General features: G+C 70.8%; 27 protein-coding genes. 15 read left to right on the top strand and 12 right to left on the bottom strand.

Annotated features, from left to right (window positions below):
- The first annotated feature begins 36 nt into the window (after positions 1-36).
- A complete protein-coding gene (locus FVE25_RS29735) occupies positions 37-1,203 on the top strand; it encodes an MFS transporter (protein WP_157250399.1) in 1,167 nt (388 codons plus the stop codon).
- Here the strand turns inward: FVE25_RS29735 and FVE25_RS29730 are convergent.
- On the bottom strand, positions 1,169-2,173 hold the full coding sequence (locus tag FVE25_RS29730) for a LacI family DNA-binding transcriptional regulator (RefSeq protein ID WP_157250398.1): 1,005 nt from the start codon (positions 2,171-2,173) through the stop codon (positions 1,169-1,171). The genes FVE25_RS29735 and FVE25_RS29730 overlap by 35 nt on opposite strands.
- Positions 2,174-2,330: 157 nt before the next feature.
- Here FVE25_RS29730 and FVE25_RS29725 point away from each other — a divergent pair, with 157 nt between their 5' ends.
- Genes FVE25_RS29725 through FVE25_RS29705 form a run of 5 tightly spaced genes read left to right on the top strand, consistent with a single transcriptional unit; the run spans position 2,331 to position 6,535 of the window.
- Positions 2,331-3,299, top strand: a complete 969-nt coding sequence (locus FVE25_RS29725; protein WP_157250397.1) for an ABC transporter substrate-binding protein — start codon at positions 2,331-2,333, stop codon at positions 3,297-3,299.
- Entirely contained in the window at positions 3,296-4,027 is a 732-nt protein-coding gene (locus tag FVE25_RS29720; RefSeq protein ID WP_157250396.1) for an ABC transporter permease, read from the top strand. Before FVE25_RS29725 ends, FVE25_RS29720 begins: the two co-directional genes overlap by 4 nt.
- The gene (locus tag FVE25_RS29715) at positions 4,027-4,785 is read left to right on the top strand and encodes an ABC transporter ATP-binding protein (RefSeq protein WP_157250395.1); all 759 of its coding nucleotides are present in this window, start codon (positions 4,027-4,029) and stop codon (positions 4,783-4,785) included. Before FVE25_RS29720 ends, FVE25_RS29715 begins: the two co-directional genes overlap by 1 nt.
- Complete coding sequence (locus FVE25_RS29710) at positions 4,782-5,540, top strand: ABC transporter permease (protein ID WP_157250394.1); 759 nt, start codon at positions 4,782-4,784, stop codon at positions 5,538-5,540. Before FVE25_RS29715 ends, FVE25_RS29710 begins: the two co-directional genes overlap by 4 nt.
- Complete coding sequence (locus tag FVE25_RS29705) at positions 5,537-6,535, top strand: amidohydrolase family protein (protein WP_157250393.1); 999 nt, start codon at positions 5,537-5,539, stop codon at positions 6,533-6,535. The genes FVE25_RS29710 and FVE25_RS29705 overlap by 4 nt, the downstream gene beginning before the upstream one ends.
- Before the next feature lie 154 nt (positions 6,536-6,689).
- On the opposite strand, the gene FVE25_RS56455 is transcribed toward FVE25_RS29705, so the two are convergent.
- The 7 genes from FVE25_RS56455 to FVE25_RS29680 form a co-directional block, all read right to left on the bottom strand.
- Positions 6,690-6,824: a hypothetical protein gene (locus FVE25_RS56455; protein WP_281367911.1), complete on the bottom strand. Its 135-nt coding sequence runs from the start codon at positions 6,822-6,824 to the stop codon at positions 6,690-6,692.
- Positions 6,825-6,919: 95 nt separating this feature from the next.
- The gene (locus FVE25_RS29700) at positions 6,920-7,537 is read right to left on the bottom strand and encodes a TIGR00645 family protein (protein ID WP_157250392.1); all 618 of its coding nucleotides are present in this window, start codon (positions 7,535-7,537) and stop codon (positions 6,920-6,922) included.
- Position 7,538: 1 nt separating this feature from the next.
- Positions 7,539-7,667: a hypothetical protein gene (locus tag FVE25_RS56450; protein ID WP_281367910.1), complete on the bottom strand. Its 129-nt coding sequence runs from the start codon at positions 7,665-7,667 to the stop codon at positions 7,539-7,541.
- Between the two features lie 71 nt (positions 7,668-7,738).
- Positions 7,739-7,945, bottom strand: a complete 207-nt coding sequence (locus FVE25_RS29695; RefSeq protein WP_157250391.1) for a hypothetical protein — start codon at positions 7,943-7,945, stop codon at positions 7,739-7,741.
- A gap of 301 nt (positions 7,946-8,246) precedes the next feature.
- Complete coding sequence (locus tag FVE25_RS29690; protein WP_157250390.1) at positions 8,247-8,699, bottom strand: hypothetical protein; 453 nt, start codon at positions 8,697-8,699, stop codon at positions 8,247-8,249.
- Between the two features lie 89 nt (positions 8,700-8,788).
- Positions 8,789-9,340 (bottom strand): dihydrofolate reductase family protein, encoded by a 552-nt coding sequence (locus tag FVE25_RS29685; protein WP_157250389.1) that lies wholly within the window; start codon positions 9,338-9,340, stop codon positions 8,789-8,791.
- 51 nt (positions 9,341-9,391) lie between these two features.
- Positions 9,392-10,093, bottom strand: coding sequence for a helix-turn-helix domain-containing protein (locus tag FVE25_RS29680; RefSeq protein WP_157250388.1), 702 nt, complete (start codon positions 10,091-10,093; stop codon positions 9,392-9,394).
- Between the two features lie 83 nt (positions 10,094-10,176).
- Here FVE25_RS29680 and FVE25_RS29675 point away from each other — a divergent pair, with 83 nt between their 5' ends.
- The gene (locus tag FVE25_RS29675; protein WP_157250387.1) at positions 10,177-10,557 is read left to right on the top strand and encodes a winged helix-turn-helix transcriptional regulator; all 381 of its coding nucleotides are present in this window, start codon (positions 10,177-10,179) and stop codon (positions 10,555-10,557) included.
- Here FVE25_RS29675 and FVE25_RS29670 read toward each other — a convergent pair.
- Positions 10,505-11,188 carry a DsbA family oxidoreductase gene (locus tag FVE25_RS29670; RefSeq protein ID WP_157250386.1) on the bottom strand — a complete coding sequence of 228 codons (684 nt, stop codon included), beginning with the start codon at positions 11,186-11,188 and terminating at the stop codon, positions 10,505-10,507. The two genes, FVE25_RS29675 and FVE25_RS29670, sit on opposite strands and share 53 nt — an antisense overlap.
- 127 nt (positions 11,189-11,315) lie before the next feature.
- Here FVE25_RS29670 and FVE25_RS29665 point away from each other — a divergent pair, with 127 nt between their 5' ends.
- From FVE25_RS29665 to FVE25_RS29650, 4 genes are all read left to right on the top strand, one after another.
- On the top strand, positions 11,316-12,872 hold the full coding sequence (locus tag FVE25_RS29665; RefSeq protein WP_157250385.1) for a serine/threonine protein kinase: 1,557 nt from the start codon (positions 11,316-11,318) through the stop codon (positions 12,870-12,872).
- 68 nt (positions 12,873-12,940) lie between these two features.
- Entirely contained in the window at positions 12,941-15,742 is a 2,802-nt protein-coding gene (locus FVE25_RS29660; RefSeq protein ID WP_157250384.1) for an AfsR/SARP family transcriptional regulator, read from the top strand.
- A 24-nt stretch (positions 15,743-15,766) separates the two neighbouring features.
- Positions 15,767-16,369 (top strand): hypothetical protein, encoded by a 603-nt coding sequence (locus FVE25_RS29655; protein WP_157250383.1) that lies wholly within the window; start codon positions 15,767-15,769, stop codon positions 16,367-16,369.
- Positions 16,353-16,880 carry an OmpA family protein gene (locus FVE25_RS29650; protein ID WP_157250382.1) on the top strand — a complete coding sequence of 176 codons (528 nt, stop codon included), beginning with the start codon at positions 16,353-16,355 and terminating at the stop codon, positions 16,878-16,880. The genes FVE25_RS29655 and FVE25_RS29650 overlap by 17 nt, the downstream gene beginning before the upstream one ends.
- On the opposite strand, the gene FVE25_RS29645 is transcribed toward FVE25_RS29650, so the two are convergent.
- Complete coding sequence (locus tag FVE25_RS29645) at positions 16,864-17,817, bottom strand: ArsR/SmtB family transcription factor (protein ID WP_157250381.1); 954 nt, start codon at positions 17,815-17,817, stop codon at positions 16,864-16,866. The two genes, FVE25_RS29650 and FVE25_RS29645, sit on opposite strands and share 17 nt — an antisense overlap.
- Before the next feature lie 58 nt (positions 17,818-17,875).
- Here FVE25_RS29645 and FVE25_RS29640 point away from each other — a divergent pair, with 58 nt between their 5' ends.
- Complete coding sequence (locus FVE25_RS29640; protein WP_157250380.1) at positions 17,876-19,057, top strand: MFS transporter; 1,182 nt, start codon at positions 17,876-17,878, stop codon at positions 19,055-19,057.
- A gap of 140 nt (positions 19,058-19,197) precedes the next feature.
- Entirely contained in the window at positions 19,198-19,839 is a 642-nt protein-coding gene (locus FVE25_RS29635) for an L-2-amino-thiazoline-4-carboxylic acid hydrolase (protein WP_157250379.1), read from the top strand.
- Here FVE25_RS29635 and FVE25_RS29630 read toward each other — a convergent pair.
- Together FVE25_RS29630 and FVE25_RS29625 are read right to left on the bottom strand one after the other, a co-directional pair.
- On the bottom strand, positions 19,836-20,918 hold the full coding sequence (locus FVE25_RS29630; protein ID WP_157250378.1) for a S1C family serine protease: 1,083 nt from the start codon (positions 20,916-20,918) through the stop codon (positions 19,836-19,838). The two genes, FVE25_RS29635 and FVE25_RS29630, sit on opposite strands and share 4 nt — an antisense overlap.
- A gap of 19 nt (positions 20,919-20,937) precedes the next feature.
- Entirely contained in the window at positions 20,938-22,359 is a 1,422-nt protein-coding gene (locus FVE25_RS29625) for an AMP-binding protein (RefSeq protein WP_157250377.1), read from the bottom strand.
- 144 nt (positions 22,360-22,503) lie between these two features.
- Here FVE25_RS29625 and FVE25_RS29620 point away from each other — a divergent pair, with 144 nt between their 5' ends.
- Together FVE25_RS29620 and FVE25_RS29615 are read left to right on the top strand one after the other, a co-directional pair.
- On the top strand, positions 22,504-23,607 hold the full coding sequence (locus FVE25_RS29620; RefSeq protein ID WP_157250376.1) for a hypothetical protein: 1,104 nt from the start codon (positions 22,504-22,506) through the stop codon (positions 23,605-23,607).
- Between the two features lie 60 nt (positions 23,608-23,667).
- On the top strand, positions 23,668-25,845 hold the full coding sequence (locus tag FVE25_RS29615; protein WP_157250375.1) for an acyl-CoA dehydrogenase family protein: 2,178 nt from the start codon (positions 23,668-23,670) through the stop codon (positions 25,843-25,845).
- The last annotated feature ends 18 nt before the right edge of the window (positions 25,846-25,863 follow it).

The following is a 25,863-nucleotide window of genomic DNA, read 5'->3' as shown; positions in this document are numbered from 1 at the left end:
TGGATATATGGACAAGCATCCATGTATGGTGTCGCCGTGTTGAAACGACTTCTTCCCCTGGCCCTGGCGACCTTCGCCGTCGGCACCGACAACTACGTCATCGCCGGCCTTCTGCCCGCCATCGCCACCGACCTGCAGGTCTCCACCCCTGCCGCCGGGCAGCTGGTGACGGTGTTCGCCCTGGTGCTCGCCCTGTCGGCGCCCATCATGGGTACGCTCACGAGCGGGCTGGACAGGCGGTCGGCGTTGCTGATCGCGCTGGGCATCTTCGTGGCAGGGAACGCCGCCACCGCCCTGGGCACCACCTACGAGGTGGTCATGATCGCCCGTATCGTCACCGCGATCGGCGCCGGCATGATCAACTCTGCCGCGTCCAGCACCGCGGCGGCCATCGCGCCTCCGGAACGCCGGGGCAGGGCGCTGGCCTTCGTGCTGGGCGGCCTCACGCTGGCGTCGGCGCTGGGTCTTCCCCTCGGCACGCTGATCGGCAGCACCGACTGGCACGTCACCCTGTGGGCCGTGGCCGGCGTCGGCCTCGTCGCGGCCCTCGGCATCGCCGTCGGGCTGCCCAGGGTGAGCCTGCCCGCCGTCTCACTCGGTGAACGGCTGCGCCCGCTCAAGCAGGGTCAGGTGCTCGCGCTGCTGGCCGTCACCACCCTGGTCTTCCTGGCCGCCTACACCCTCTACACCTACATCGGCCCGGCGCTGCAGCCCGCGACCGGCGGCTCCGCCTCGTTGCTCACCGTCATCCTGCTGGCCTGGGGGATCGGCGTCCTGGCCGGGAACGTCGTCGCCGGACGGCTGGTCGACCGGCGCGAGCCCGCGCGGGTGCTGACCGTGCCCCTCCTCGTCGCCGCCCTCGCCCTGGCCCTGACCCCGGTGGCGACCGCCACGCTCGCCTCCACCCTGATCTGGGCCGTGATCTGGGGGGTGACCCTGGGCATCGTCGTCGTCCCCCAGCAGCACCGGCTCATCGCCCTCAGCCCGGCGGCGGCGCCCGTTCTGCTCGGCCTCAACTCCTCGGCCATCTACGCCGGAATGGCCCTCGGCGGCGGACTGGGCGGGCTGGCCCAGGAGTGGTTCGCCGTCGCGCCCGCCGCGCTCGGGCTGCCCGCCGCCGTCGTCACGGCCCTGGCGCTGCTCTATCACCTGGTCGTCGCCCGCCGGGCTAGGTCCGCCGTGTCGTGGTCTCGCGGGGAATGACGCGGTGGCTCAGGAAGGTGGTCGTCGCCTCGCCTGGCCGGTTGTCGATGACGTGCTGCGCGGCCATGGCGCCCATTTCGTACAGCGGAAGGCTCACCGTGGTGAGTCCGACGAACTGGGCGACCCGTAGATCGTTCATGCCGGCGACGGAGATCTCGCCCGGCACGTCGATGTTCGCCTGCCTGAGCGCGTTGAGCGCGCCGACCGCGGTCTCGTCGTTGGCCGCGAGGATGGCGTCGGGCAGCGGGGGGCGGGCGATGAGCCGCATGGCGGCCAGATGGCCTGCCTCGAAGTCGAAGCCGCCGGGCAGGCACTGGGCCAGGTCGCCGAGTTTCGCGGCGTTCATGCAGGCCAGGAAGCCGTCGCGGCGCTGCCGGCTGGTGGTCATGCCCGCTGGTCCTTCGATGAAGGCGATCCTGCGGTGGCCGAGCGAGACGAGGTGGTCGGTGATGTCGTGGGCGGCTCTCTCGTTGTCGGCGGTGACGACCGGGCAGTCGATGTCGCGGGTCGCCAGGGACACGGCCTGGATGCCCTGCTCCTTGGCCTGCCGTACGGCCTTGGCCAGGTCCGCGGCGAGCGGGTCGGCGTCGAGGCCGCTGCCCGCGATGATCACTCCGGCGGCTCGGTAGTCGCGCATCGTCTGCAGCCTGCTGATCTCCGTGCTGGTGCGCCGGTCGACGTTGGAGAGCATGGTGACGTATCCGGCCCGGCTGGCGACGTCGTCGATGCCCCGGGCGATGACGGAGAAGTACGGGTTGACGATGTCGCTGACCAGGACGCCGATGAGCCTGCTGCTCCGGGACACCAGCGCACGGGCGAGGGCGCTGGGTGAATAGCCCAGTTTCTCCGCGGTTGCGATGACCTTGGCCCGGGTCTTGGCCGAGATCGGGTGACTGGAGCCGGCCAGCACCCGCGACGCCGTGGACACCGAGACTCCGGCCGCTCGTGCGACTTCCACCAATGAGCTCACGGCCACCAGCATAGCGAAGAAAACGTTTGCCTTCATCTCTCGAGGTCGGCGGCCGGATCTGACGTCCTATGTGAAGAAAGTCCTTGACGCGAACGTGATCCTTCTCCCTATGCTGCAGTGAAGGAAGACGTTTGCCTAGCCGGTGACAAGGAGCAACATGCGTCTGAAGAGGTTCGCGGCGCTGGCAGCCATGTCCGCATTGGCTGCCTGCGGCGTTCGGGGGAGCGAGACCAATCCGGACGGGACACTGACATTCTCGGTCGCCATCACGGAGCCCGACATCACCACGGTGCCGATACTCGCCGCCCTCGACGTGGTCAGACAGGCCGGCCACAAGGTCGAGGTGGTGGAACTCGCCGAGCCCGAGCTGGCCATCGGCGGCCTGGCCGAGGGCAGGTACGCGATCTCCGCCGAGGCGACCAGCCCCGCGCTGAGCGCCATCGAGCAGGACGCCCCCATCAGGATCATCGCCGACGCGATAGGCAACCAGTGGGCGATCTACGGCAGGTCCCGGGTCGCCTGTGACGACCTGAACGGCCGGCCGTTCGGGATCTTCAGCCAGGGCGCGGTCGCCACCGCGATGACCGAGGAGTGGGTGCGCACGCAGTGCACCGGAGGCAGAAAACCGGAATACCTGACCATCGGCGGATCGGACGTGCGTGCCCAGGCCCTGGTCGCGGGCCAGATCGACGCCACGGCGCTGGAACTGGCCGACGTCGTCGCCCTGGAGAGGTCGGCCGGTTCGGCCTTCGCCCAGGTCGTCGACTTCGGCAAGAGCCTGCCCGACCTGCGTCCGCAGACGGTCTACGCCAACGCCGGATTCCTCGCCGAGCACCGGGACGTGGCGCAGCTCTTCGTCTCCGCCCTGGTGCGCGAGCACGCCAAGATCAACGCCGATCCCCGGCACCTGGTGCGCCTGGTGGCCGCGTACCTGCCGGAGGAGGAGAGCGATGACGTGGCGGCCGTCGCCGTACGCTCCGTCGAAGCCGGCCTGTTCGACGCGGCGGGCCTGACGGAACGCAACGTCCAGGCCACCATCGACTTCTTCGCCCGCGCCGGCGTGATCGCGCCCGGGATGACGGCGAAGGACGCGACCGACCTGTCCTTCATCAGGGCCGCGGCATGACCCGGTACCAAGTGCTGACGTTCACGATCTTCGCGGTGAGCTGGGAGGTCTACGCCCGCGTGCGTGGCGGGCTGCTGATCCCGACCTTCACCGAGACCGTCCAGGCGACCGTCGTGCTCCTGGGCAGCGCGGAGCTGTGGCATGCGCTGTACGCCAGCAACCAGGCGCTGGTGCTCGGCTTCGCCGCCGCCGTGGGCGTCGGGGTGCCGCTGGGCATCGTGCTCGGCCGGTTCCGGACGCTCGAGCGCTTCACGGACGTCTATCTCAACATCCTGCTCGTCACGCCCATGGCGGCGATCAGCCCGCTGCTCGGGATGTCGGTCGGGTACGGCCTGGCCGCCCGCGTCATCCTCGTCGCGGTCTTCGCCATCGTGATGGTGGTGGTGAACAGCCGCGCGGGCGTCAGGCAGGCCGACCCGTCGCTGATCGAGATGGCGCGCTCCTTCGGCGCGGGCGAACGGCAGATCTGGACCCGCATCCTCCTGCCCGGCGCCCTGCCGGCGATCATGACGGGCATCCGGCTCGGCATCGGCCGCGCGGTCACCGGGATGGTGCTCGTCGAACTGCTCATGGTCTCCACCGCCCTCGGCGGGCTGATGCTCGAATACCGCGGCCTGCTCAAGGCGCCGCAGCTCTACGCGACCATCGCGATCATCCTGGCGGAGGCGCTCCTGCTGATCTCCGCGGCTCGCTGGGCGGAACGCAAGCTCACCGGAAGGAGCGCCTGATGATAGAGATCCGTGGCCTGAACAAGAGCTTCGTCGGCCAGGACGGCGGCCGGGTGCGGGCGTTGCGCGAGGTCGATCTCGACGTGGCCGAGAACGAGTTCCTCACGGTGCTGGGCCCCAGCGGCTGCGGGAAGACGACGCTCCTGAAAATCGTCGCGGGACTCGTCCCCGCCGACTCCGGCGAGGTGCGGGTGGACGGCGTGCCGGTGCTGGGCCCCGGGCCCGACCGCAGCATGGTCTTCCAGAACTTCGCCCTGCTGCCGTGGGCGACCGTACTGGACAACGTCGCGTTCGGGCTGGAGATGCGCGGCGTCGGCAGGGCCGAGCGCGAGGAGCGCGCCCGGGCGCTGATCGCCATGGTGGGGCTGGCCGGGTTCGAGACCAAACGTCCCGCCGAGCTGTCCGGAGGCATGCAGCAGCGGGTGGGCATCGCCCGCGCGCTGGCCGTACAGCCGAGAGTGCTGCTGATGGACGAGCCGTTCGGCGCCGTCGACGAGCAGACCAGGCGGCTGCTGCAGGAGGAACTCCTGTCGATCTGGGAGGAGAGCCGGCTGACCGTCGTGTTCATCACCCACAGCATGGAGGAGGCGGCGCTGCTCGGGGACCGGGTGGTGCTGATGAGCGCCCGCCCGGGACAGATCGCCGAAATCGTGCCGGTGCCGCTCAAGCGACCGCGCTCGGGCGAGTGCGCCGAGATCACCGCCTATCTCTGGGACAGGTTGCGCGACATGCACGACGAGCACCGGGCGGCGCGATGAGGGCGCCCGCGCCGGCCGTCATCAGCCTCACCGCCGGCGCCGTCGCCTGGGAGCTGATCGGCCGCCTGGCGGGCGTGCCGTTCTTCCCTCCGCTGAGCACCGTGGCGGCCCGGCTGGCGGACATGACGGCGGCGGGCGAGATCGTCCCGAGCGCCGTGGACAGCCTCCTCAACCTGCTGCTCGGCTTCGCCATCTCCCTGGCCGCGGGCCTGCTCGCGGGGGTCGCGATGGGCCGCTACCCCAAGGTCGAGGCCGCGCTCGGCGTGTACGTCTACGCCCTGCTCACCGCGCCCGCGCTCGTCTTCGCGCCGATCTTCTTCTCGCTCCTGGGAGACGGGCGCGGCTCGATCGTGGCCGTGGTGGTCATGTACGCGACGTTCGTCATCGTCGTCAACACCGCCTCGGCGATCCGGTCCGTGCCGGAGCACCTGGTGGAGATGGCTCGCTCCTACGGCGCGAGCGAGCGCCAGGTGCTGCTCCGGATCCTGCTCCCCGCCGCGACGCCCATGATCATGGCGGGCGTACGGCTCGGCGTCGGCAGAGCGGTCACCGGAATGATCAACGGAGAGATGTTCATCGCCGTGGTCGGCCTCGGCCACATCGTCACCGAGGCCGGAGGGCGCTTCGACAGCGCGGGCGTGCTGGCGGTGCTGCTGGTCGTCATCGCCGTGGCCCTGGGCGCCATCGGCGTGGTCCAGCTCGTGGACCGCAGGCTCACCGGCTGGGTTCCGCAAACCTCGAGAGGAAACCAATGAAGATCGACGCCTACAGCCACATCCTGCCCGCCCCCTACTTCGCCCGCATGCGCGAACTGGCCGTCAACCCGGGCGCGCTCAAGCGCTGGCTGGAACTGCCCGCCCTGCACGACGTCGATGAGCGGCTGCGCATGATGGCCGAGTTCGGCGACGACTACCAGCAGATCCTCACGCTGTCCTCGCCGCCGATCGAACTGCTGGCCGGGCCGTCGGCGTCACCGGAGCTGGCGCGGCTGGCCAACGAGTCGATGCTGGAGCTGTGCCGGAAGTACCCAGACCGCTTCCCGGCCTTCGTCGCATCCCTGCCGATGAACAACCCGGACGCGGCCATGGCCGAGCTCGCCCACGCCATCGACGACCTCGGCGCGCGTGGCGTCCAGGTCTTCACCAACGTGAGCGGCCGACCGCTGGACGATCCGGCGTTCCGGCCCGTCTTCGACGAGATGGCCAGGCGGGACCTGCCCATCTGGATGCACCCGGCACGGGGCGCCGCCTTCGCCGACTACGCCAGCGAGGACAGCTCCCGCTATGAGATCTGGTGGGCTCTGGGCTGGCCGTACGAGACGAGTGTCGCCATGTCCAGGCTGGTCTTCTCGGGGCTGTTCGAACGCCATCCCGCCATAAAGATCATCACCCATCACATGGGCGCGATGATCCCGTACCTGGAGGGCCGGATCGGCCTGGGCTGGAGCGACCAGCTCGGCAGCCGGACGGAGGGCGACATGCTCGATGTGGCATTGCCGAAAGGGCTGCTGGAGTACTTCCGCCGTTTCTACGCCGACACCGCGCTGTCGGGTTCCGCCATCGGGATGCGGTGCGGGCTCGAGTTCTTCGGCGCCGACCACGTCCTGTTCGCCACCGACTGCCCGTTCGACCCGGAAGGAGGGCCTATGTACATCCGGGAGACCATCAAGGCACTCGGCAGCCTCGACCTCTCGCCTGACGCTCGCGAGCGGATCTACCATCTCAACATCCGTTCCATGATCGGGCTCTAGCCCGGAATCCCTCGCGGAGTCGCCATGAACTGGACGAAGGACGGATTCAGCAGCCAGGCGTGAGGTCGTCGGGCGCCTCGATGCGCTGGGCGTGCTGACGATCTACACCTAGGTGGTGGGTGCCCGCGGCGGCACGCGGGCACCCGGCTCGGGGTCAGGCGTCGTCGTCGGAGACGCGTGAGGCGCCGGCGCAGTCGGTGGCCGAGGCGCTGAAGAGGACCATGGGGCCGCCGCACGTGCTCACCGGGACGGAGACGGGTTCGACGATCTCGTCGTTGAAGACGATCACGTCGCCGATGAGGCTGGGGGCGGTGTTCGCGTGGGCGGGCGGTGCCAGGAGCGCTCCGCCGAGGAGTCCCGACGCCAGGGCGGCCAGTGCGGCGGTCAGGCGGCGATCTGCTTGCGGGGCGCCTCGTTGGTGCCAGGTGCCTGGTTGGCGGGGCGGCTGGCGGGACGGGGGCCGTCCATGATGCGGTCGATCACGGCGAGCGCGACCGCGGAGAGGATGAAGGTCAAATGGATGAGCGTTTTCCATAGAAGCTCTCTGTCGGTGATGGCGGGCTTGGCCGCGTTGATGAAGATCTGGAGGAGGTGGATGGAGGAGATGCCGATGATCGCCATGGCCAGTTTGACCTTGAGCACGTTGGCGTTCACGTGGGAGAGCCACTGGGGCTGGTCGGGGTGGCCCTCGATGCGCAGCCGCGAGACGAAGGTCTCGTAGCCGCCCACGATCACCATGATCAGCAAGTTGGAGATCATCACCACGTCCACCAGGCCGAGCACGATCAGCATCACGGTGGTTTCGGCGGGCCTGCCACCGAAGCCGAGGACGACGAGGTGCAGGAGTTCGGCCATGAAACGCCAGACGTAGACCACCTGGGCGACGATGAGTCCGAGGTAGAGCGGCGCCTGGATCCAGCGGCTGAGGAACATGAGGTACCCGAGGCGCCGCAGCGCGCTGTGCGGCTGCGGCAGCCGGGCTATGGACGGCAGCGGTTGCATGTCAGGAGGTCAGTACGTACAGATTCACCCTGTCGACGATGGCCTGCACATTGACGCTGGCCGGATCGTTGCCGGCGATGAGGAGGGCGGTGGCGAGCATGGCGAGGGTGGCGAAGGCTCGGATGGTCAAGGGAACTCCTCCGTGGGGGGCGCCTGCCGGGGGGTGGGGGCGGCGCGGCTGGCCGCGCCGCTTGGCTGAGGTCAGGGCTGGAGGCAGTGGAGCGCGGGTACTTCAGCGGGTACGGCGGGGCTGGCGGGGTCGATCAGCCCCGTGACGTCGGCGGCCGTTTCCGCGACGCAGATGAGGGTGGCGGGGTCGACGGCGGCGTTGGCGCCGGGCGCGGTGGCCAGGAGCAGGCCGCTTGCGGTGAGGGCGGTGACGGTGAGCAGTCGTGTCGTGCGGGACATGGAACCTCCTGTGGCGGACGACAACGATTACTGACAGTAGTGGATCAGTAACGCTGAGCTCAAGTGATTGCCGCCTTGGGTCAGGATCTTCACACCATTAGGACAGCCTGCCGGCAAGGGCGAGGCCCGGTCCGTAGGTCGGTGCCGCCGGCGTACGTGGCGTACCCGGCCGCCGGCATCCCCTCGTGGCGCTGGAGCCGGGGTCCGAGCACCCGGCTGCGGGGATGGCGATCGGCTGTGGCGCCCGCCCGTCGTCTTCTGGCTACGGCGCCGCCCCGCCGTACCCGCATGATTCATACGCTCAGGTCGTCTGCCGGCCCGGCCAGAACTGCAGTTTCAGCAACGTGAAGCTGATGAGCTGCGGCGTGAATTCCTCGTGCCCGAGTGCTTTGCGGTAGACCCGGAGATTCCATATGCTGTCGCGGCGGCCGAGATTGAATTCCTGGCCGTAGAATTCCTCGCCGGAGTAGCCGCTCACCGCGAACACCTTCCCCGAGGTCAGGCGCAGGCTTCCGTCCCAGGTCCGGTCCCATGAGCGCAGCAGTGGCGGGTGCGCGTTCCAGAGCTCGTATTTGAGCAGGCACCGCTCACTCATGCCCTCTTCGATCGCGATGGCGTTGTCCTTGGTTCCTATCCAGCCGCCGGCGTCGGGCACGAGTTCATGGACGGTCCGTATCGCGGCGGAGTCCACCACGCCGTCCAGGTAATGCGATATCTCCGTGTCGTCGAGAAGCTCGGTGATGATGTGCGCCATGGGCGTTGATAATTGCATGCGCCATGGGTGAAGTAAACCTTGATTTCGCGGCGACCCGGCCCATCTAGAAATAATTGAGAAACGGGCGGTTAATGTGAGCCGATGTCCTCGGGGATGTATGACAGGTTGAGCACCCCGGTCTGGAAGATCTCGGACTTGACCAGCTTCAGCGGGTAGGTCGGGGTGTCCTCGAACAACCGCTGCCCGCTGCCGACCGCGATCGGGTGGACGAGCAGGCTCAGCTCGTCCAGCAGCCCGTTGGCCAGGAGCCAGCGCACGGTCGTCGCCGAGCCGGACAGCTGCAGGTTGCCGGAGACCTCCTCCTTGAGCGCCCGCACCGCGGCGGCGTCGCGCGGGACGATGGTCGTGTTGGCCCAATCGGCCTTCTCCAGGGTGTTCGACACGACGTACTTGGGGCGGTCGTTGAAGAAGCCGGCGATCTCCTGGTCCGCCTCCGGCGACGTCCAGTACGCCGACCACTCCTCGTAGAGCTTGCGGCCCATCAGCAGGCCGGCCGCCTGCTGCATCCCGGCCTCGACCGCGCCGCCCATCTCGTCGTTCCAGTAGGGGAAGTGCCATTTGTCCGGCGACTCGACCACGCCGTCCAGCGAGATGAAGAAGTACGAGATGATCTTTCCCATGATGCTCCTTTGCGGGTGAGGTCGCCCGAGGAGGCTAATGCCCGGCGCCCCTCAGGTCTTGTACAGAAGCGACAGCGGCTCCGGCTGGTCGGGGTCACGCAGCTGCCTCGCCGTACGACCGATGTAGCGCGACAACGCGCGGGCCAGGTGCGGCTGGTCGAAGTAGCCGAGCCGGTGCACCACGTCGGGGACGGCCACGCCCTCCTGGAGCAGGATCGCGGCGCGCCTGGCGCGGTCGATCTGCCGGATGGCGTCGCGGGTGAGCCCGGTGGCCCCCAGGAAGCGGCGCTGGACGGTCCGTGCCGACAGTCCCGCGGGCTCGCCGCGCAGCACGCGGGCCACGACCGGGTCGCGTTCCAGGACGCCCTCGCGTACCAGCCGCCCGGCGAACGCCTCGGCGTTGCCGTAGTCGGGCACGCGCCAGGCGGAGCCCTTCAGCCAGAACGACCTGCGGGTGACGCCGGGGATCTCGGCCGCGCCGTCCACGAGCCCGGTGAACGGGACGTGCGGCATCGAGGTGCCCGGGGAGAACGTGATCCCGAAGAACGTGGCCTCCTCGGGGACGGGCGCCGGGCGGGCCCACGGTTCCGGGCCCTGGATCGCGGCGCTGACCTGGCCGCGGTGTTCCCAGAAGACCAGGTCCCAGGTGGCCGCCGCGATGGACAGCATCTGGTCGACGTCCGTGCTGCGGCTGCGCCACACCCTTTCTATGTACGGCGAGCCAGAAGGGCGGCTTTCGACGTCCAACGCCATCTGGTCATGAAAGCAGACAGGTGGCGATGATGCGACCACTTACTTACTGATGGGAAGCTCCTATCTTTCGGTAGGCTCAGGGTATGTCTCACCCGATCGGGAAGGAATTCGACAAGGATTGCCCGGGACGGGCCATCCTCGATCACGTCACCGGCCGCTGGGGCGTGCTGATCCTCTCGACCCTGAGCCCGGGCCCGCTGCGCTTCTACGAGCTGCGCAACCGCGTCGACGGGATCAGCGACAAGATCCTCATCCAGAACCTGCGCGTGCTGGCCGCCGACGGCCTCGTCGAGCGCACGGTCGTGCCCACCTCGCCGCCCAAGGTCAGCTACGCGCTGACGGAGCTCGGCCAGGGGCTCGGCGGACACCTGCAGTCGCTGCTCGACTGGATCGTGGCGCACACCGCGGACATCACCGAAGCTCAGCGCCGGCACGCTCGCCCGCCCGGGCCAGGGCCTTCCTGAACACCTCGACGAGCACCGCGGGGGACTCGATCGCCGGGATCCCCTGATACCCGTCGATCACCAGCGTGGGCACGCCGCTGACGCCGAGCCGTGCCGCACGGTCCATGTCCGCGCGGACGGCGTCGGCGTATCGGTCGGAGGCCAGCACCGCCCTGGCCTCCTCGGCGTCCAGGCCGGTCTCGGCGGCCAGCTCGGCCAGGGTGTCGTGGTCGGCGAGCGAGCGGCCCTCCGAGGTATATGCCTGGAGCAGGCGCCCGGACAACTCCCCGGCCTTGCCGTACTCGGCGGCGAAGTGCGTCAGCCGGTGCGCGTCGAACGTGTGCACCGGCAGCGCGCGGTCCAGGTCGTAGGCGAGGCCGGCCGCCTCGGCCATGGCGGTGACCGTGCCGAGGCGCCGGCTGACCGCCGCGCGGGACAGGCCGTGAAAGCGCATTTCCCGCTCGGGGAGGGTTTCTCCGGCGACGCGTGCTGCGGAGGGGTCGAGCTGGATGCTCCGGTAGACGACTTCTACCTGGTCGCGCTGGTCGAACTGGTCGAGGGCCTGGTCGAGGAGGGTTTTCCCGATGTGACAGAACGGGCAGACCATGTCCGAGAATAGCTCGACTTTTATCGTTATATCGTGATTTGTCATGTGTTGATAATAGAAAGTCTGTGCAATGTGGAGAAGTATGCACTTTTAGGTAAGTTCATTACCTGGGTGAAGGCGAGGGGCGGCGGGGGTCCGGAAATTTCGGGATCTGGCTAACCTGTCTCCTGCGATGAACGGTACGGAACGGGTGATCGGCGGGTACACGCTGCGGCGCGTGCTCGGCCGGGGCGGCATGGGCGAGGTGCACCTGGCCACCGGCCCCACCGGAGAACTGGCCGCGGTCAAGGTCATCCACCCCCAGCTCGCCAGGGACCCGGCCTTCCGGCGCCGCTTCGGCCGGGAGGTGGCGGCGGCCCGCCGGGTGGCCCGGTTCTGCACCGCGCCCCTGATCGACGCGGGCTTCGACGGCGAGACCGCCTACCTGGTGACCGAATACGTGAAAGGCCCCGACCTCGCCGCCGCCGTACGCGAGCAGGGGGCGTTCGGCGGCTCGAACCTGGAGGCGCTGGCCGTGGGCATCGCCACGGCGCTGAGCTCCATCCACGGGGCCGGAGTCGTGCACCGCGACCTCAAGCCGGGCAACGTGCTGCTGTCCCCGCTGGGGCCGCGGGTGATCGACTTCGGCATCGCCCAGCTGGTGGACTCCCAGAGCGTGGTCAGCCAGGCCATCCTCGGCACCCCGGCGTTCATGGCGCCCGAGCAGGTGCGGGGGGAGCCGGTCACCCCCCTCATGGACGTCTTCTCCTGGGGCGGGGTGATCGCCTTCGCCGGGACCGGGCGGCTGCCGTTCGGGGGCGGGGTGCCGCACGAGGTGCTGTACCGGATCGTCAACGACGGGCCGAACCTGGACGGGCTGGACGAACGCCTGCGTGGGCTCGTGGAATGGGCGATGGCCAAGGACCCCGCCCGGCGGCCCAGCGCTCAGCAGTTGCTCGACGCGCTCGTCGGGACGCGGCAGGCGGCTCCGGCGGCGGCCAGCGAGGTGGTGGAGCGCACCTGGACCGTCCCCGTGGGAGGCGACGGGTCCGGTACGGCGGGCCGCCCGCCTTCGGGCGCCGCCGGGGTGCCGGTCGTTTCCGGCGGTGGTCGTCGCAGGCGGTGGCCGTGGGTGGCCGGGGTCGCCGTGGTGCTCGCCGTGGCAGGAGCGGCGGTAGCCGTACCTGCATTGATCGGTGAGAAGTGGCCGTATCGGGCGGAGTTCGGGCAGGCGTGGGCGGTCGGCGCCACGCAGGGCGGTGAGTCGCGGGTGGACGGCACCGGGTACGTGCTCACCGCCAAGCCGGGGTGGCGGCTGTGGAAGTCCGCGCCCAGGAGCGAGCCGGGGGAGGGGGCGACGGTCAGCGCGCGGGCCAAGATCGAGGAGGGCACGGGCGAGTACGGCGTGTGGTGTCACGGCACCCCGGACGCGGGCGACCGGTACGAGTTCTCCGTCAACGCGGGCGGGCAGGCCACGATCGTCAAACGGCGCGCGGGCGGGCAGCCCACCATCCTGTACGGCCCGGCGCAGGTGAAGACCGGGGCCGAGACCCGCATCGTGGCTCGGTGCGCCGGTGACGCCGACCGGGTGGCGCTGGCCCTGTGGGTCAACGGCCGCAAGATCGGCGAGGCCGTCGACACCGACCGGCCCTACCGGGCGGACAACGCCGGCGTGCACGCGGCGCCCGCCGGCAACGGGGACCTGCGCGTACGCTTCGCCACCTTCACCCTGGATCCGAGCCACCCGTGAACCCCAACCCGCCCACTCGGTCCGAGCCACCCGTGAACGCCAAGCCGCCCGCCCCGTCCGGGTCACCAGTGAACCCCAACCCACCCTTCCCCTCCCGGCCGCCTGGCGTTTCTGGGGCGCTTGGGGTGTTGGGGCCGTTGGTGGGGCCGGGTGGGGTGGTGCCGGGGGCGGCCAAGCATCGGGCTGTGCTGGCCGCTCTGCTGCTGTCACCCGGGCGGACGGTGCCGCTGGCGCGGCTCATGGCCGTGGTCTGGGACGACGATCCGCCGGTGTCGGCGGAGCCGGTGTTGCGGGTGTACATCAGTGCGTTGCGGAAGCTGGTGGAGGGGATCCGGACGGTTCCCGGCGGCTATCTGCTGGAGGTGGAGCCGGAGCGGGTGGATTGGTATCGGTTCGAGCAGCTTGTCGAGCGGGGGCGGCGGGCCAGAGGGGCCGGGAATCTGTCCCAGGCGGCCGACGCGTTGCGGGCGGCCCTCGGGCTGTGGCGCGGGACGGTCGCGCTGGCCGACGTGGACTCGGCTCACCTGCGGCGTTCGCATGCCGTACCTCTGGAGGAGCTGCGGCTGAGCGCGCTCGAGGAACGGGTTGAGCTGGACCTTCAGCTGGGGCGCGGCGGCGAGGTCGTCGGCGAGTTGCGGGCCTTGGTGGGGGCCTACCCGCTGCGGGAGCGGGCCTGGGCTCAGCTGATCACGGCTCTGCGGCTGGCGGGGCGGCGGTCGGACGCGCTCGCCGCCTACCAGGATGCTCGCCGGGTGCTGGTGGACGAGCTCGGCCTGGAGCCGGGGGCGGAACTGCGGGAGGCGCACGCCAAGGTTCTCCAGGGGGAGGAGACGGTGGCGCCGCCGTATGAGGTGCCGCCGGATATTTCGGATTTCACGGGGCGGGCCGCGGTCCTGCGGTGGATTCGTGACGCCACGCCGCCGCCTTCGGGGGCGCCCGTTCACCTGGTGCTGCATGGGGCGCCCGGGTCGGGGAAGACGGCGGTGGCCGTACACGCGGCGGCCCTCGCGGCCGGTGGGTTTCCCGGCGGGGTGTTGTTCGCGACCCTGCGCGAGCGGGCTCCCGGAGCCGTGCTGGAGGACCTGCTGCGCTCGCTCGGCTGCCCGGAGGGCGCGGTCCCGGCGGCGATGGCGGAGCGCGTACGGCTCTACCGGAGCATGACCGCCTCCAGAAGGCTGCTCGTGGTCCTGGACGACGCCGTGGACGAGGCGCGGGTACGCCCTCTGCTCCCCACCGGCGCGGGCAGCATGACGCTGATCACCAGTCGTTCGCCGCTGTCGGGCCTGGAGGCGTCCCGCGCGTTCGAACTGGGCGTCCTGAACCCTCAGGAGGCCGTGGACCTGCTGGCCGAGATGGCCGGCCCCGGCCGCCTGGCCGCCGAGCCCGAAGCGGCGGCCCGCATCGCCCACCTGTGCGGGCACCTCCCGCTCGCCCTGCGCGTGGCCGGATCCCGCCTGGCCAGGAAACCCGGCTGGACCCTCGCGCATCTGGCCGGGCGCCTGAGTGACGAACGGCGCCGGCTGGACGAGCTGGCCGCCGGCGACCTGGCCGTCCGCGGCAGCCTGGCCCTCGGCTATGACGGCCTGGCCGATCGGGAACGCGCCCTGTTCCGCCGCCTGGGCGTCCTGTCCGCCCCCGACTTCGCCGCGTGGGTGTTCGGCGACCTGGAGGGCCTGGCCGAGGCGGGGTTGCTGCAGTCGCGCGGCCTGGACGAGTCAGGACAGGAACGGTACGGCTGGCACGACCTCACCCGCATCTACGCGGCAGAATGCCTGACCACGGAGGAACCCCTCCCGGCCGCCGGCGAGGTGCTGCGGGACGTGGCCGGGGAGGTGCTCGATCGGGCCAGGCGGGCCAGGCGGTTGCTGTTGCCCGCGGAGCCGGGTTCCGGGCGGACCGTGGCGCGGACCGAGGAGCAGATGCCGGCGACCATCATGCTGCGGGAGTCAGCGGGCTGGCTGCGGTCCGAGAGGCGGTTCCTGTCCGCATGCGTGAACGACTTCCACCGGGCAGGACTGCATGAGGCGGCATGGCGGCTGGCCTTCTACCTGGCGCCCTTCTACGAACTGGGCGCGCATCACGACGACTGGCACGAGACGACCGCCACCGGGCTCGACGCGGCCAGGGCGGCCGGGCATCGGCAGGGTGAGGCGCTGCTCCTGCGGGGCCTGGCCGATCTTCACCGGCGGGAGGGGAACACCGCGGCGGCCGCCGCGGCGCTGCGGGCCGCGCAGCCGCTGGTTCAGGGGCTGGAGCTGGCCCGGGTCACCCTGAGGCTGGGGCTGGTCACGGGGGATGAGCGGGCGTTCACCCGCTGCCTCGCCGTGTTCGAGGAGGCCGGTGACCAGCGGGGCAGGGCCGACACCCTGCGGGCGCTCGGGGCGTTGCGCGGTGACCGGCGCCTGCTGGAGGAGAGTTTGGCGGGGTATCTGGCGCTGGGGGACCCGCGGGGCGAGGCCGAGGCGTTGCTGGGCCTCGCCGTACAGCATCTTGAGGGCGGGCGGCTCAAGGAGGCGCGTGAGTGCGCCGAGCGGCGCCTGGTGATCAATCGGCGGCTCGGTGACCGGCTGCCGGAGGCGGCGAGCCTTCTGGCGCTGGCCAGGATCGCGCGGGCGGAGGGGCGTCCGGATGCGCGGGTGGCGGCGCAGGCCGCCGAGGTGTTCCGGGAGTTCGGCGATCGGCGGGGGACGGGGCAGGCGCTGCTTGTCAGGGCTGAGGCACATCTCGACCTGGATGAGGTAGATGTGGCTGTTGAGGTAATTGAGAGTGCTATGGGAGAGTTTGACCTGCTCGGCGATCGGCCCGGCCTGGCCGAGGCGGACAGGCTGGCGCGGGAGGCGCGGCGGCGTCGCGGGCTATACGGATCCTGAATGTCGCCCTCCTAGAAAGGTGACATGACGATGCGCAACAAGCTCGCCCTCCTGCTGGCGATCCCGGCCCTGGCCGGCTGCGGCATGCTGCCGGCCCAGGTGGGCGCGGGCGGCGAGGAGAAGCAGGCGAGCAGCCCCGCCCCCACCTCCGAGACCAAGCAGGAGACGACCCAGCCGACGGAACAACCCACCGAGCAGCAGCCCGCCGAGGCGGCCGCGCTCCCGGCCGTCGTCAGCCGCAAGGTCAAGCACGACGACTCCACCCTGCGCATCGACATCACCCAGCTGAAGCGCACCGGCAAAACGGTCACCCTGACCTGGACGGTCACCAACACCAGCGCCGACGAGAGCTGGTACATCGGCAGCAACCTGGGCACCGACACCCTGGACTTCACCACCTCCGCGGTCGCCCTGATCGACGCGGTCAACGGCAAGCGCTACCGGGTGGCCCGCAACGGCACCGGCGAGAACGCGGCCTGCGTCTGCAGCCGGGTCAACCAGCATCTGAAGGCGGGCGGCGGCGCGATGGAGATGTACGCGGTCTACGGCGCCCCTCCCGCCGACGTCACCAAGGTCAACGTGGAGATGGGCGACCTCGGAGTGTTCAACGATGTCCCTCTCTCTTAGCCTGGCCGCGGTGCTGATCGCGGTGTCACCGACGCCGCCCCCGGCCGCCACGCTCCCCGTGGAGGACCTGGTCTTCCCGGTCGAGGACATCGTCCCGGAGGTCGAGTCGCTGGACGGCGCCGAGAGCGAGACGAAGCAGGGCGACCAGGTACGCGTGGCGCTGACCAGCGACGTCCTGTTCGCCCTGGACAAGTGGACCCTGACCGCGAAGGCCGGCCGGCGCCTGACCGAGGTGGCGGCGAAGATCAAGGCGGAGGGCGCCGGAGGCGTGGTCACGATCGAGGGCCACACCGACGACCAGGGCGCGGACGCCTACAACCTGACCCTCTCCCGCCGCCGCGCCGAAGCGGTCCGCCGGGCGCTCCAGGGCGGGCTGACCGGCACGGCCTTCGACGTCAAGGGGTACGGCGAAGCCCGCCCCAAGCTGGCGAACCTGGTCGACGGCCGCCCTCAGGAGAAGAACCGGGCCAAGAACCGCCGGGTGGAGATCGTGTTCACTGCGGCCCGATGAGCGCGTCGCCCATGGGCGTACGGCTGTAGAGCACCCATCTGCCGCTCCGAGCCCTGGTCACCAGCCCGGCCCGCCGGAGCACCCCGAGATGGTCGCCGACCCCGCCGAGCGTCATCGACAGTTGCGCGACGAGCTGCGTGGTGGTGGCGGGCCCGTCCAGGGCCTGGAGTACGGTGGCGCGTCCCCTGCCCAGCAACTCCGCCAGGGCGGGGGCGGGTGCGGGCGACTCCCACAGGGCGGCCGCCCCCAGGGCCTGGTAGGTGCTGCCGTAGGAACGCGGCGGGTCGAGATAGAGGCACGTCATCCCGAACACGTTGGGTATGAGCACCAGCCCGACGCCGCCCAGCCGATGCACCGAACCCGGCCACCTGCCCAGCCGGATCGTCGAGCCGTCGTTGATCATGTCGAGGTCCATGCACGCGAACACGCGGGCCCAGCCGTACACGCTGAGCCGTCCCGCGCGCATGATCACGTCGCGTTCGAGCAGGGCGCGCAGCCGCGGCCAGTCGTCGGCCAGGAGGGAGTCCCAGAGCAGGGCGAGCGCGTCGGCCACCCGGACGGCGACGTCCGGGGCGGCGAGCACGGGATCGATGGGCCGCACGCCGTAGGCGAGACGCAGGTCGGCGAGGGCCCGCTCGTCGGTGATCGCGCGCACCGCCCGCACCTCTTGCTCGAACGTGGTCTCCAGCCCCTCGGGCGGCACGCAGAAGAAGTCGGGGACGTACGTGGTGAACTGCATCAGCTCGTCGAGCGCGCGCAGGACGGGGGTGGCCGCGCGTAACCGGCGGTACGGCTCGCGCACCCGCGCCGTCCACTGCGCGATGCCCGGGACCACGCGCCCGCCGAGCGCGCCCAGCGCGCCGATGGCCTGCGACATCGGCGACAGCGCGAACCGGGTCTTCGTCAGGTCTTCCGGCGTGCACTCCAGATACGCCATCTTTCGCCTCCTGCCGAAAGGTTAGCCAAGGCGCGGGACGCGCGGTGATCCTCACCGCATGCGGACTTATCAGGATGTTTTCGCCGTTGCCGAGTTCCGGGTGTTGTTCGCGGGGCAGACCGGCGCCGTGGCCGGCGGCACGATGACGATGCTCGCGCTGTCCACGCTGGTGTACGCGCACACCGGCTCGCCGTTCCTGGCCGCGGTCGCCTATCTGGCCGGGTTCCTGCCGCAGGTGCTGGGCGCGCTGACGATCGGCTCCCTGGCCGACCGGCTGCCGCCCAGGCCGGTGATGGCGGGCTGGGAGGTGGTGCGGGCGGCCATGCTGGTGCTGATCGCCTCCGGGGCGCTGCCGGTCTGGGGGATGCTCGCCGTCGTCATGGTGGTCGGCTTCCTCGAATCGCCGGTCCGGGCGGCCGGGCTGGCGCTGGTGGCCGACCTGCTGCCGGGCAACGGCTACGTGCTCGGCCGCTCGGTGCTCAACATGGCCGTCGGCGCGATGCAGATCGCCGGGTACGGCGTGGCCGGACTGCTCCTGACCGCCATCGGTCCCAAGGCGGCGCTGCTGGCCGCGGCCGGGATGGCCGTGGTGGTGGGCGGGATCTACCGGTTCGGGCTCCGGGCCAGGGCACCGCGGTCCACCGGCGGGCGCACGCGCGGCGGGACGCGGGCGCTGCTGGGCGATCGGGCGGTCCGGGGCCTGCTGCTGGCGCAGTGGGTGCCGAACGGGCTGATCGTCGGGGCGGAGGCGCTGTTCGTGCCGTTCGCCGGGGCGTCCGCGGGGGTGCTGTTCATGGCGGCGGCCGGGGGGATGCTGGCCGGGGACGCGGTCGTGGGCAGGTGGACGAGCCCGGACTCCCGGCTGCGGCTGGCGGTGCCGTTGTACGTGCTGCTGGCCGTGCCGTACCTGATGTTCGCCTTCTCGCCGGGGGTGTGGGTGGCGGCGGTGCTGGTGGCGGTGGCCTCGTTCGGCTTCGCCGGGCATCTCGGGACGCAGGAGCGCTACCTGGATGCGGTGCCCGAGCGGTTGCGCGGGCAGGCGCTCGGGCTGGCCGGGAGCGGCATGCAGACCGGGCAGGCGCTGGCCGCGACGCTGACCGGGACGGTGGCCGAAGTGGTGGCGGTCAACTGGACGATCGTGCTGGCGGCGGCCGGGTCGCTGGTGACCACGGCGTTGTTGTGGCGGACGCTGACGGCCCGGTTGGACGTGGCCGCGAGCCGCGTGCCAGACTTGCGCTGACATATTCACGTAAAGCTTGTCAGCGCCTGGTTGGTCGGTGGAGCGCGCTGGCCTGCTCGCTCTTTCGCGAGCACGGCCAGGTACGCCGCCAGGCGGTATCGCGGTCGTGTGCGCGCGGAGCCGTACCCGAAAGGACCACGATGTCCACCGACCAGTTCGGGCTCGCCGAGGGCGACTACGTCCCCGATCCCGATCGCGACACCACGCTGCTGCTCGACGCCTTCTACGCCGCGCTGCCCGGCGACCTCACCGGCGCCATGCGCGTACGGCAGGCCGAGCTCGAAGCGGCCAACCAGGCCATGGTCGTCGACGAGGCCGCCCGCCACAACCTCCGCATGACCCTGGCCCTGGTGGCCGCCTACGAAACCCTCCTGCCGCGGCTCGGCGCGGACGCGGCCGTCGCGGCCGTGCGCGCGGCCTTCATCGAACCGCTCGGCGACACCATGAAGGAGGGCACCAGGGCGATGCTGGACCACGCGCCGGACGCCTTCCGCGCCATGGTCGAGATGAGCAAGTCCCGCGAGGAACACGCCTTCGGGGCGGCGTTCGTCTTCGACCGGGCGGTCGATGACGAGCAGCGCTACCACCTCGACGTGCACAGGTGCTTCTACAACGACGTCATGGTGGCCAACGGGACGCCGGAGCTGATGCCGGTCATGTGCGCCTTCGACGCCAACTGGATCGAGGGCATCGACCCCGACCGGCACGGTTTCCGCTTCGAGCGCACCACCACCATCGGGACGGGCGGCACCCACTGCCCGTTCCACTTCAGCCGCGCTTAGTCGGCCTGGAGTTCGCCCAAGGTGACGGCCAGGGTCTCGCTCTGGCCGTCCGGGCGGATCACCTCGACCTTCACCTGGTCGCCGGGCTTCAGCGTGGTGAGGATCTCCGACAGGTCGGACATCGTGGGCGTCGGCTTGCCGTTGAGCGAGACGATCACGTCGCCGGACTTGATGCCCGCCTTCGCGGCCGGGCCCCCGGCCTCCACGCTGGCCACCGCCACGCCGACGGCGCGGCCGTCCTCGCCCAGGACCGTGCGGCCCCGGAGGCCCAGCGCGGCGCGGTGGCTGTTGACGACCTTGCCGTGCTTGACGATCTGCCCGGCGATGTCCGAGGCGGTGTTGCTCGGGATGGCGAAGCCGATGCCGGGCGCCGCGCCGCCGCCGAGCTCGGGGTCGGTGGCGGCCAGGGTCGGGATGCCGATCACCTGCCCGGCCATGTCGACCAGCGCGCCGCCGCTGTTGCCCGGGTTGATCGCGGCCGAGGTCTGGACGGCGCCGGAGATGGTCGCGCCGGGCGAGCCGGGGTTCTGCGGTTCGCTGACCGTGCGGCCGAGCGCCGAGACGATGCCCTGAGTGACGCTGCCCGACAGGCCCAGCGGGTTGCCCATCGCCAGCACGAGCTGGCCGACGCGCAGTTTGGAGGAGTCGCCGAACACCGCCGGCTTCAGGCCGTCCGGGTTCTCCACCTTGATGACCGCCAGGTCGCCCGCCGGGAACGACGAGACCAGCTTGGCCTTGCGCGAGGTGCCCCCGGTGGCCAGCGAGACCTCCATCTCGGTGGCCTGGCCGACGACGTGCGCGTTGGTCACCACGTGTCCTGCGGTGTCGAAGACGACGCCGGACCCCAGTCCCACCTTGGTGGTGATCTGCACGATGGACGGCAGCACCTGGGCGATGACCTGTTCGTAGGCGGTCTCGAGCTCCTGCGTGGACGCCGCCTTCGCCGGCGCCGCCGTACCGCCTGACGTCGTGCCCGGCGTGGCCGTGGCGGTCGGTGAAGCGGTGCCCTCACGCGTGGGCGTGGAGACGCCGCACCCGGCGGCCAGAACGACGGCGAGACCTGCCGCGATCAACCTCATGCGGGGATATCTTCCCAGGTCAGGAGGAAAGATAATCCTTTCTTACCTTGCTCCTGCTCAGCTTGCCTGTGGGCGTTCTGGGGAGAGACGTCCGATACTCGATGACCCGTGGGTGTTTGAGGCGGGCCAGCCGGGGCTCGCAATGGGCCAGGAGCGCGGCGGACAACTCCTCGCCCGGCACCGCGCTCCCGGCTGGCTGCACCAGGGCCACGACCTTGTGCCCCCATTCGGGATCCGGCACGCCGATCACCGCCACGTCGGCCACCGCGGGATGCTCCAGGAGCGCCGCCTCGACCTCCGCGGGGTAGATGTTCACGCCGCCGGAGATGATCAGGTCGGTCCTGCGGTCCAGCAGGAACAGGTAGCCGTCGTCGTCCAGGTAGCCGATGTCGCCGGGGGTGTAGGCGTGCTCGCGCATGGCGGCCGCGGTCTTGGCCGGGTCGCCGTGGTACTCGAAGCGGTTGATGCCGCCGATGTACACCAGGCCGGGGGCTCCGGCCGGGGCCTCGTGCCCGTCCTCGTCCACGATCGTGAACGACATCCCGTCCAGTGGACGGCCGACCGTGCCCGGACGCCCGGCCCACTCCTCGGAGGAGACCATGGTGGCGACCGCCGCCTCGGTGGAGCCGTAGTACTCCCACAGCACCGGTCCCAGCCAGTCGATCATCGCCTGCTTGGTGGCCCGCGGGCAGGGGGCGGCGCCGTGGTAGAGGTGGGTGAGCGAGGACAGGTCGTGCCTCTCGCGATCCGGTACGGCCAGCAGCCGGTGGAACATGGTCGGCACCATGAACGCGTTCGTCACCCGGTGGCGCTCGATCAGGCGCAGCGTGTCCTCGGCGTCGAAGCGGTCCGGGGCCACGATCGCATGGCCGAACTGCAGGGCCATCATCGCCTGGCCGTACGGGGCCGAGTGGTAGAGCTGCGAGCACACCAGGTGCACGCCGTCCATCGGCAGCCCGAAGTGGCGCCAGCTCTTGCGCATGAGGATCGGGTAGAGCTCCTCGGGGGAGAGGTCGAGGAGCCGTCTGCGCACGCCCTTCGGGCGGCCGGTGGTGCCGGAGGTGTAGAGCATCATCGATCCGGCGCTGCGATGCTCGGGCGGGGTGTCCGGCTGGTCGTCGAAACGCCCGCCGATCGGCCCGCGGAAGACGGCCCCGGCGCCGCAGTCGGCGGCGATGTAGGCGATCTCGTCGTCGGTGAAATGCCAGTTCACCGGGACGTGGTAGGCGCCGATCTGGTAGGTGGCCAGCATCATGGTCAGCGCGTCCCGGCCGTTGCGCAGCACGGTGAGGACGCTGTCGCCCCTGTCCACGCCCATGGCGCGCAGGCCGTGGGAGAAGCGGTTGGCCCGCTTCAGCAGGTGACCGTAGGTGAGCTGGTCGTCTCCCAGCAAAGCAGGACGTTCGGGGTCGGCGGTGGCGATCTCGTAGAAACCCCTCATGTCTGGGGAGACTACAGAATTACATTCTGTCCCGGGAATAGGGGGATTCTCGGTTAACCTCGCGTCATGGCGGACGTCGGCGACCACGTATCTTCCTGCGATGCTCCAACCGGGCCTATTCCGCGGGTGGTCCTGCCTGCCGACGTGAGCGCTGACGACACCGTCCAGATGCCGCGGATCGTCCTGCCCGAGGAGTTGGAACCCGAGCCCGAAGAGGCCGACCAGAACACCACGGTCCACGTCCGCCGTCCTGTGCGGCCGAAAGCGCCTGCGGCCGCGCCCGCAGAGACACCCGCCGAGGTGTCCGCAGAGGTGTCCGCCGAGGTGGCCAACGAGGTGTCCGCCGAGGTGGACGACAGCACCACCATGTACGTGCGCCGCCCCGCCCCCAAGCAGGCGCCACCACGCCCCGCGCCCCCGGCCAGGCGTCCGTCCACGCCCGTCCCCCCGGCTCCGCGCGAGGCGAAGGCGGCGAGTGAGACCGTGACGGTGCCCAGGGCGCCGGGGCCGCGGATGCCGATGATCGCGCCGCCGCCGCGCAAGCGGGGGATCAGCGAGATCCCGTTCCGCGTCGTCTACATGGTCGGCGCGATCATCGCCACCATCCTCGCCGTCGTGCTCATCTTCGTGTTCTTCGGCGGCGACACCCCGGATCGCGCCCCCAAGCGCGCCTCCGCGACTCCCGCCCTGGCCGGAGGCGGGCCGGGGGCGGAGGTGACGCTGCCGCCGGTCCCGGCCACGAAGGTGTTCCCCGCCTATGCGGGGAAGGCGGCGGTGGTCATCGGCCTGGTCGCCGACACCGAGACCGGGATCGTGTACCCCAGGCTCGGCGTCCCGTGGAGGGCCAAGTCGTATGCCCCGTTCACGGTGGCCCAGCGCATCGGCAAGGTGGCGCGGCCGTACACGATGATCGTCTCGGCGAAGTACCCGATCACGGTCCCCAAGGCGAAGCCGGCGGAGGAGACCGGCTACCGCGAGCTGGCCGTGCGGGCGGCGCGGTGGTCGTTGCGCTCCCAGTTCCCCGCGGGCGCGACGCTGACCTGGACGGGTTCGCAGCCGCTGGCCACCGGCACCGGCTGGTTGCTCGGCTACCGGGTCACCCACGGCAGCACGTTCTCGGAGGCGCTGGTGGCGGTGGTCGAGGTGGGCAAGCGCAAGCCGGCGATGCTGCTGGCGACCGTACCGAACACCCGCAAGGCGCAGTGGCGCGATCTGGCCACGCTCGTGAAAGGCGTGCGCCCGCTATAGACAGAAGCATCCTCTAGAATATGGTTCTGTCATGGCACGGGACCCGCTGGAGGTTGGGTAATGGCGATCGGGTTGAGCGAGGAGCACGAGGCGCTCCGCGAGTCTGTCAGCGGCTGGGCCGAGCGGAACATCCCCGCCGAACTGCTGCGATCCAGCGAGGAAGGCCGCCCCGCGTTCTGGCCGGGGCTGGCCGAGCAGGGGCTGCTGGGCCTGCACCTGCCCGAGGAGTCGGGCGGATCCGGCTACGGCCTCCTGGAGGCCGCCGTGGCGATCGAGGCGCTGGCCGAGCGGATGGCGCCGGGGCCGTACGTCCCCACGGTGCTGGCCGGCGCCGTCATCCACGCCTCCAAGCAGCACGCCCTGCTGCCCGGCCTGGCCGACGGCACGCTGACCGCCGCCGTGGCGCTCGGCTCCGTGCTCACGGGCACGCGCTCCGGCGACGGCTCCCTGGTCGTCTCGGGTACGGCGGAGCCCGTGCTCGGCGGGGCGTCGGCCGACATCCTCGTGCTGCCGGTCACCACGGACGACGGTGAGGAATGGGTGGCCGTCGACGCCTCCGCCGCCACCGTGACCGCCGTCCCGTCGCTCGACATCACCCGCGCCGTGGCCAAGGTCGAGCTGGCGGCGGCAGCCGTACCGGCTGAGCGGATCCTCGACGGCGTCGAGGGACCCGACGTGCGGAACCTGGCCGCGATCCTGCTCGGCGCCGAGGCGGTCGGCCTGGCCTCGTGGTGTGTGCGGGCGGCGGCCGACTACGCCAAGGTGCGCGAGCAGTTCGGGCGGCCGATCGGCCAGTTCCAGGGCATCAAGCACAAGCTGTCGCGCATGCTGGTGGCGCTGGAGCAGGCCAGGGCCACCGTCTGGGACGCCACCCGCGCGGAGGGCCGCGAGCTGGAGTACGCCGCCGCGATCGCGGGCGTCATGGCGCCCGACGCCGCCGTGCAGTGCGCCAAGGACGCCATCCAGACCTTCGGCGGCATCGGCTACACCTACGAGCACGACGCCCACTTGTACTACCGCCGGGCGCTCACGCTGCGCGCGCTGCTCGGCCCGAGCGCCGAGTGGGCCGCCTCCGTGACCGCGCTCGCGCTGCAGGGCGTCGCCCGCGAGATGGAGATCGAGCTGCCCGAGGGCGCCGAGGAGATGCGCGCCGGGATCGCCGCCGAGCTCGCCGCGATCGCCGAGCTGGAGGGGCAGGAGCAGAAGCGGGCGCTGGCCGCGCAGGGCTTCGTCATGCCGCACCTGGCCAAGCCGTGGGGGCGTGCCGCCAAGCCGCTGGAGCAGGTGCTCATCCAGCAGGAGCTGAAGGCCGCCCGCGTGAAGCTGCCCGCGATGATCATCGGCGCGTGGGTGGTGCCGTCCATCGCCACGTACGGCACGCGCGAGCAGCAGGAGAGGTTCCTGCCCAGGACGCTCAGCGGCGAGCTGATCTGGTGCCAGCTCTTCTCCGAGCCCGGCGCCGGATCCGACCTGGCCAACGTGCAGATGAAGGCGGAGAAGGTCGAGGGCGGCTGGCGGCTCAACGGCCAGAAGATCTGGACCTCCGTCGCGCACGTCGCCGAGTGGGGCATCTGCATCGCCCGTACGGACCCGGGCAAGCCGAAGCACGACGGCATCACCTACTTCCTCGTGGACATGAAGGGCGAGGGGGTGACCGTCCGGCCGCTGACCGAGATGACCGGGGAGAACCTGTTCAACGAGGTGTTCCTCGACGACGTGTTCGTCGCGGACGACCTGGTCGTGGGCGCGGTCGACGACGGCTGGCGGGTGGCCCGCAACACGCTGTCGAACGAGCGGGTCTCGCTCTCGTCGGGCGCGGGCGGCACCGGCGCGTCCGTCCCCGACCTGCTCGGCCTGGTCTCCCGGCTGGGCCGCGAGCTCACCCCCGTGGAGGCGGCCGAACTGGCCGGCGTCATCTGCGAGGGCCACTCGATCAACGCGCTGTCGCTCCGGGTCACGCTCAAGCAGCTCGCGGGCAGCGAGCCCGGCGCGGACGCGTCGGTGCGCAAGCTGCTGTCCACCTCCCACGCCCAGCACGTCTCGGAGGCCGCCGTCGGCCTCCTGGGCGCGCGGGCGACGGCGGCGGCCGACATGAAGCTCGGCGACCCCGGCTACTGGAACCGCGCCGTGCTGGCGACCAGGGCGATGACCATCTACGGCGGCACCACCGAGGTGCAGCTGAACATCATCGGCGAACGCATGCTCGGCCTGCCCCGCGATCCGGAGCCCGGCCGCTGACCCCACCGGGGACGGCGC

The sequence above is a fragment of the Nonomuraea typhae genome (assembly GCF_009760925.1).
Lineage (GTDB): Bacteria > Actinomycetota > Actinomycetes > Streptosporangiales > Streptosporangiaceae > Nonomuraea > Nonomuraea typhae.
Note: the sequence above shows the minus strand (reverse complement) of the source record. Positions and strands in the feature narration are given on the sequence as shown.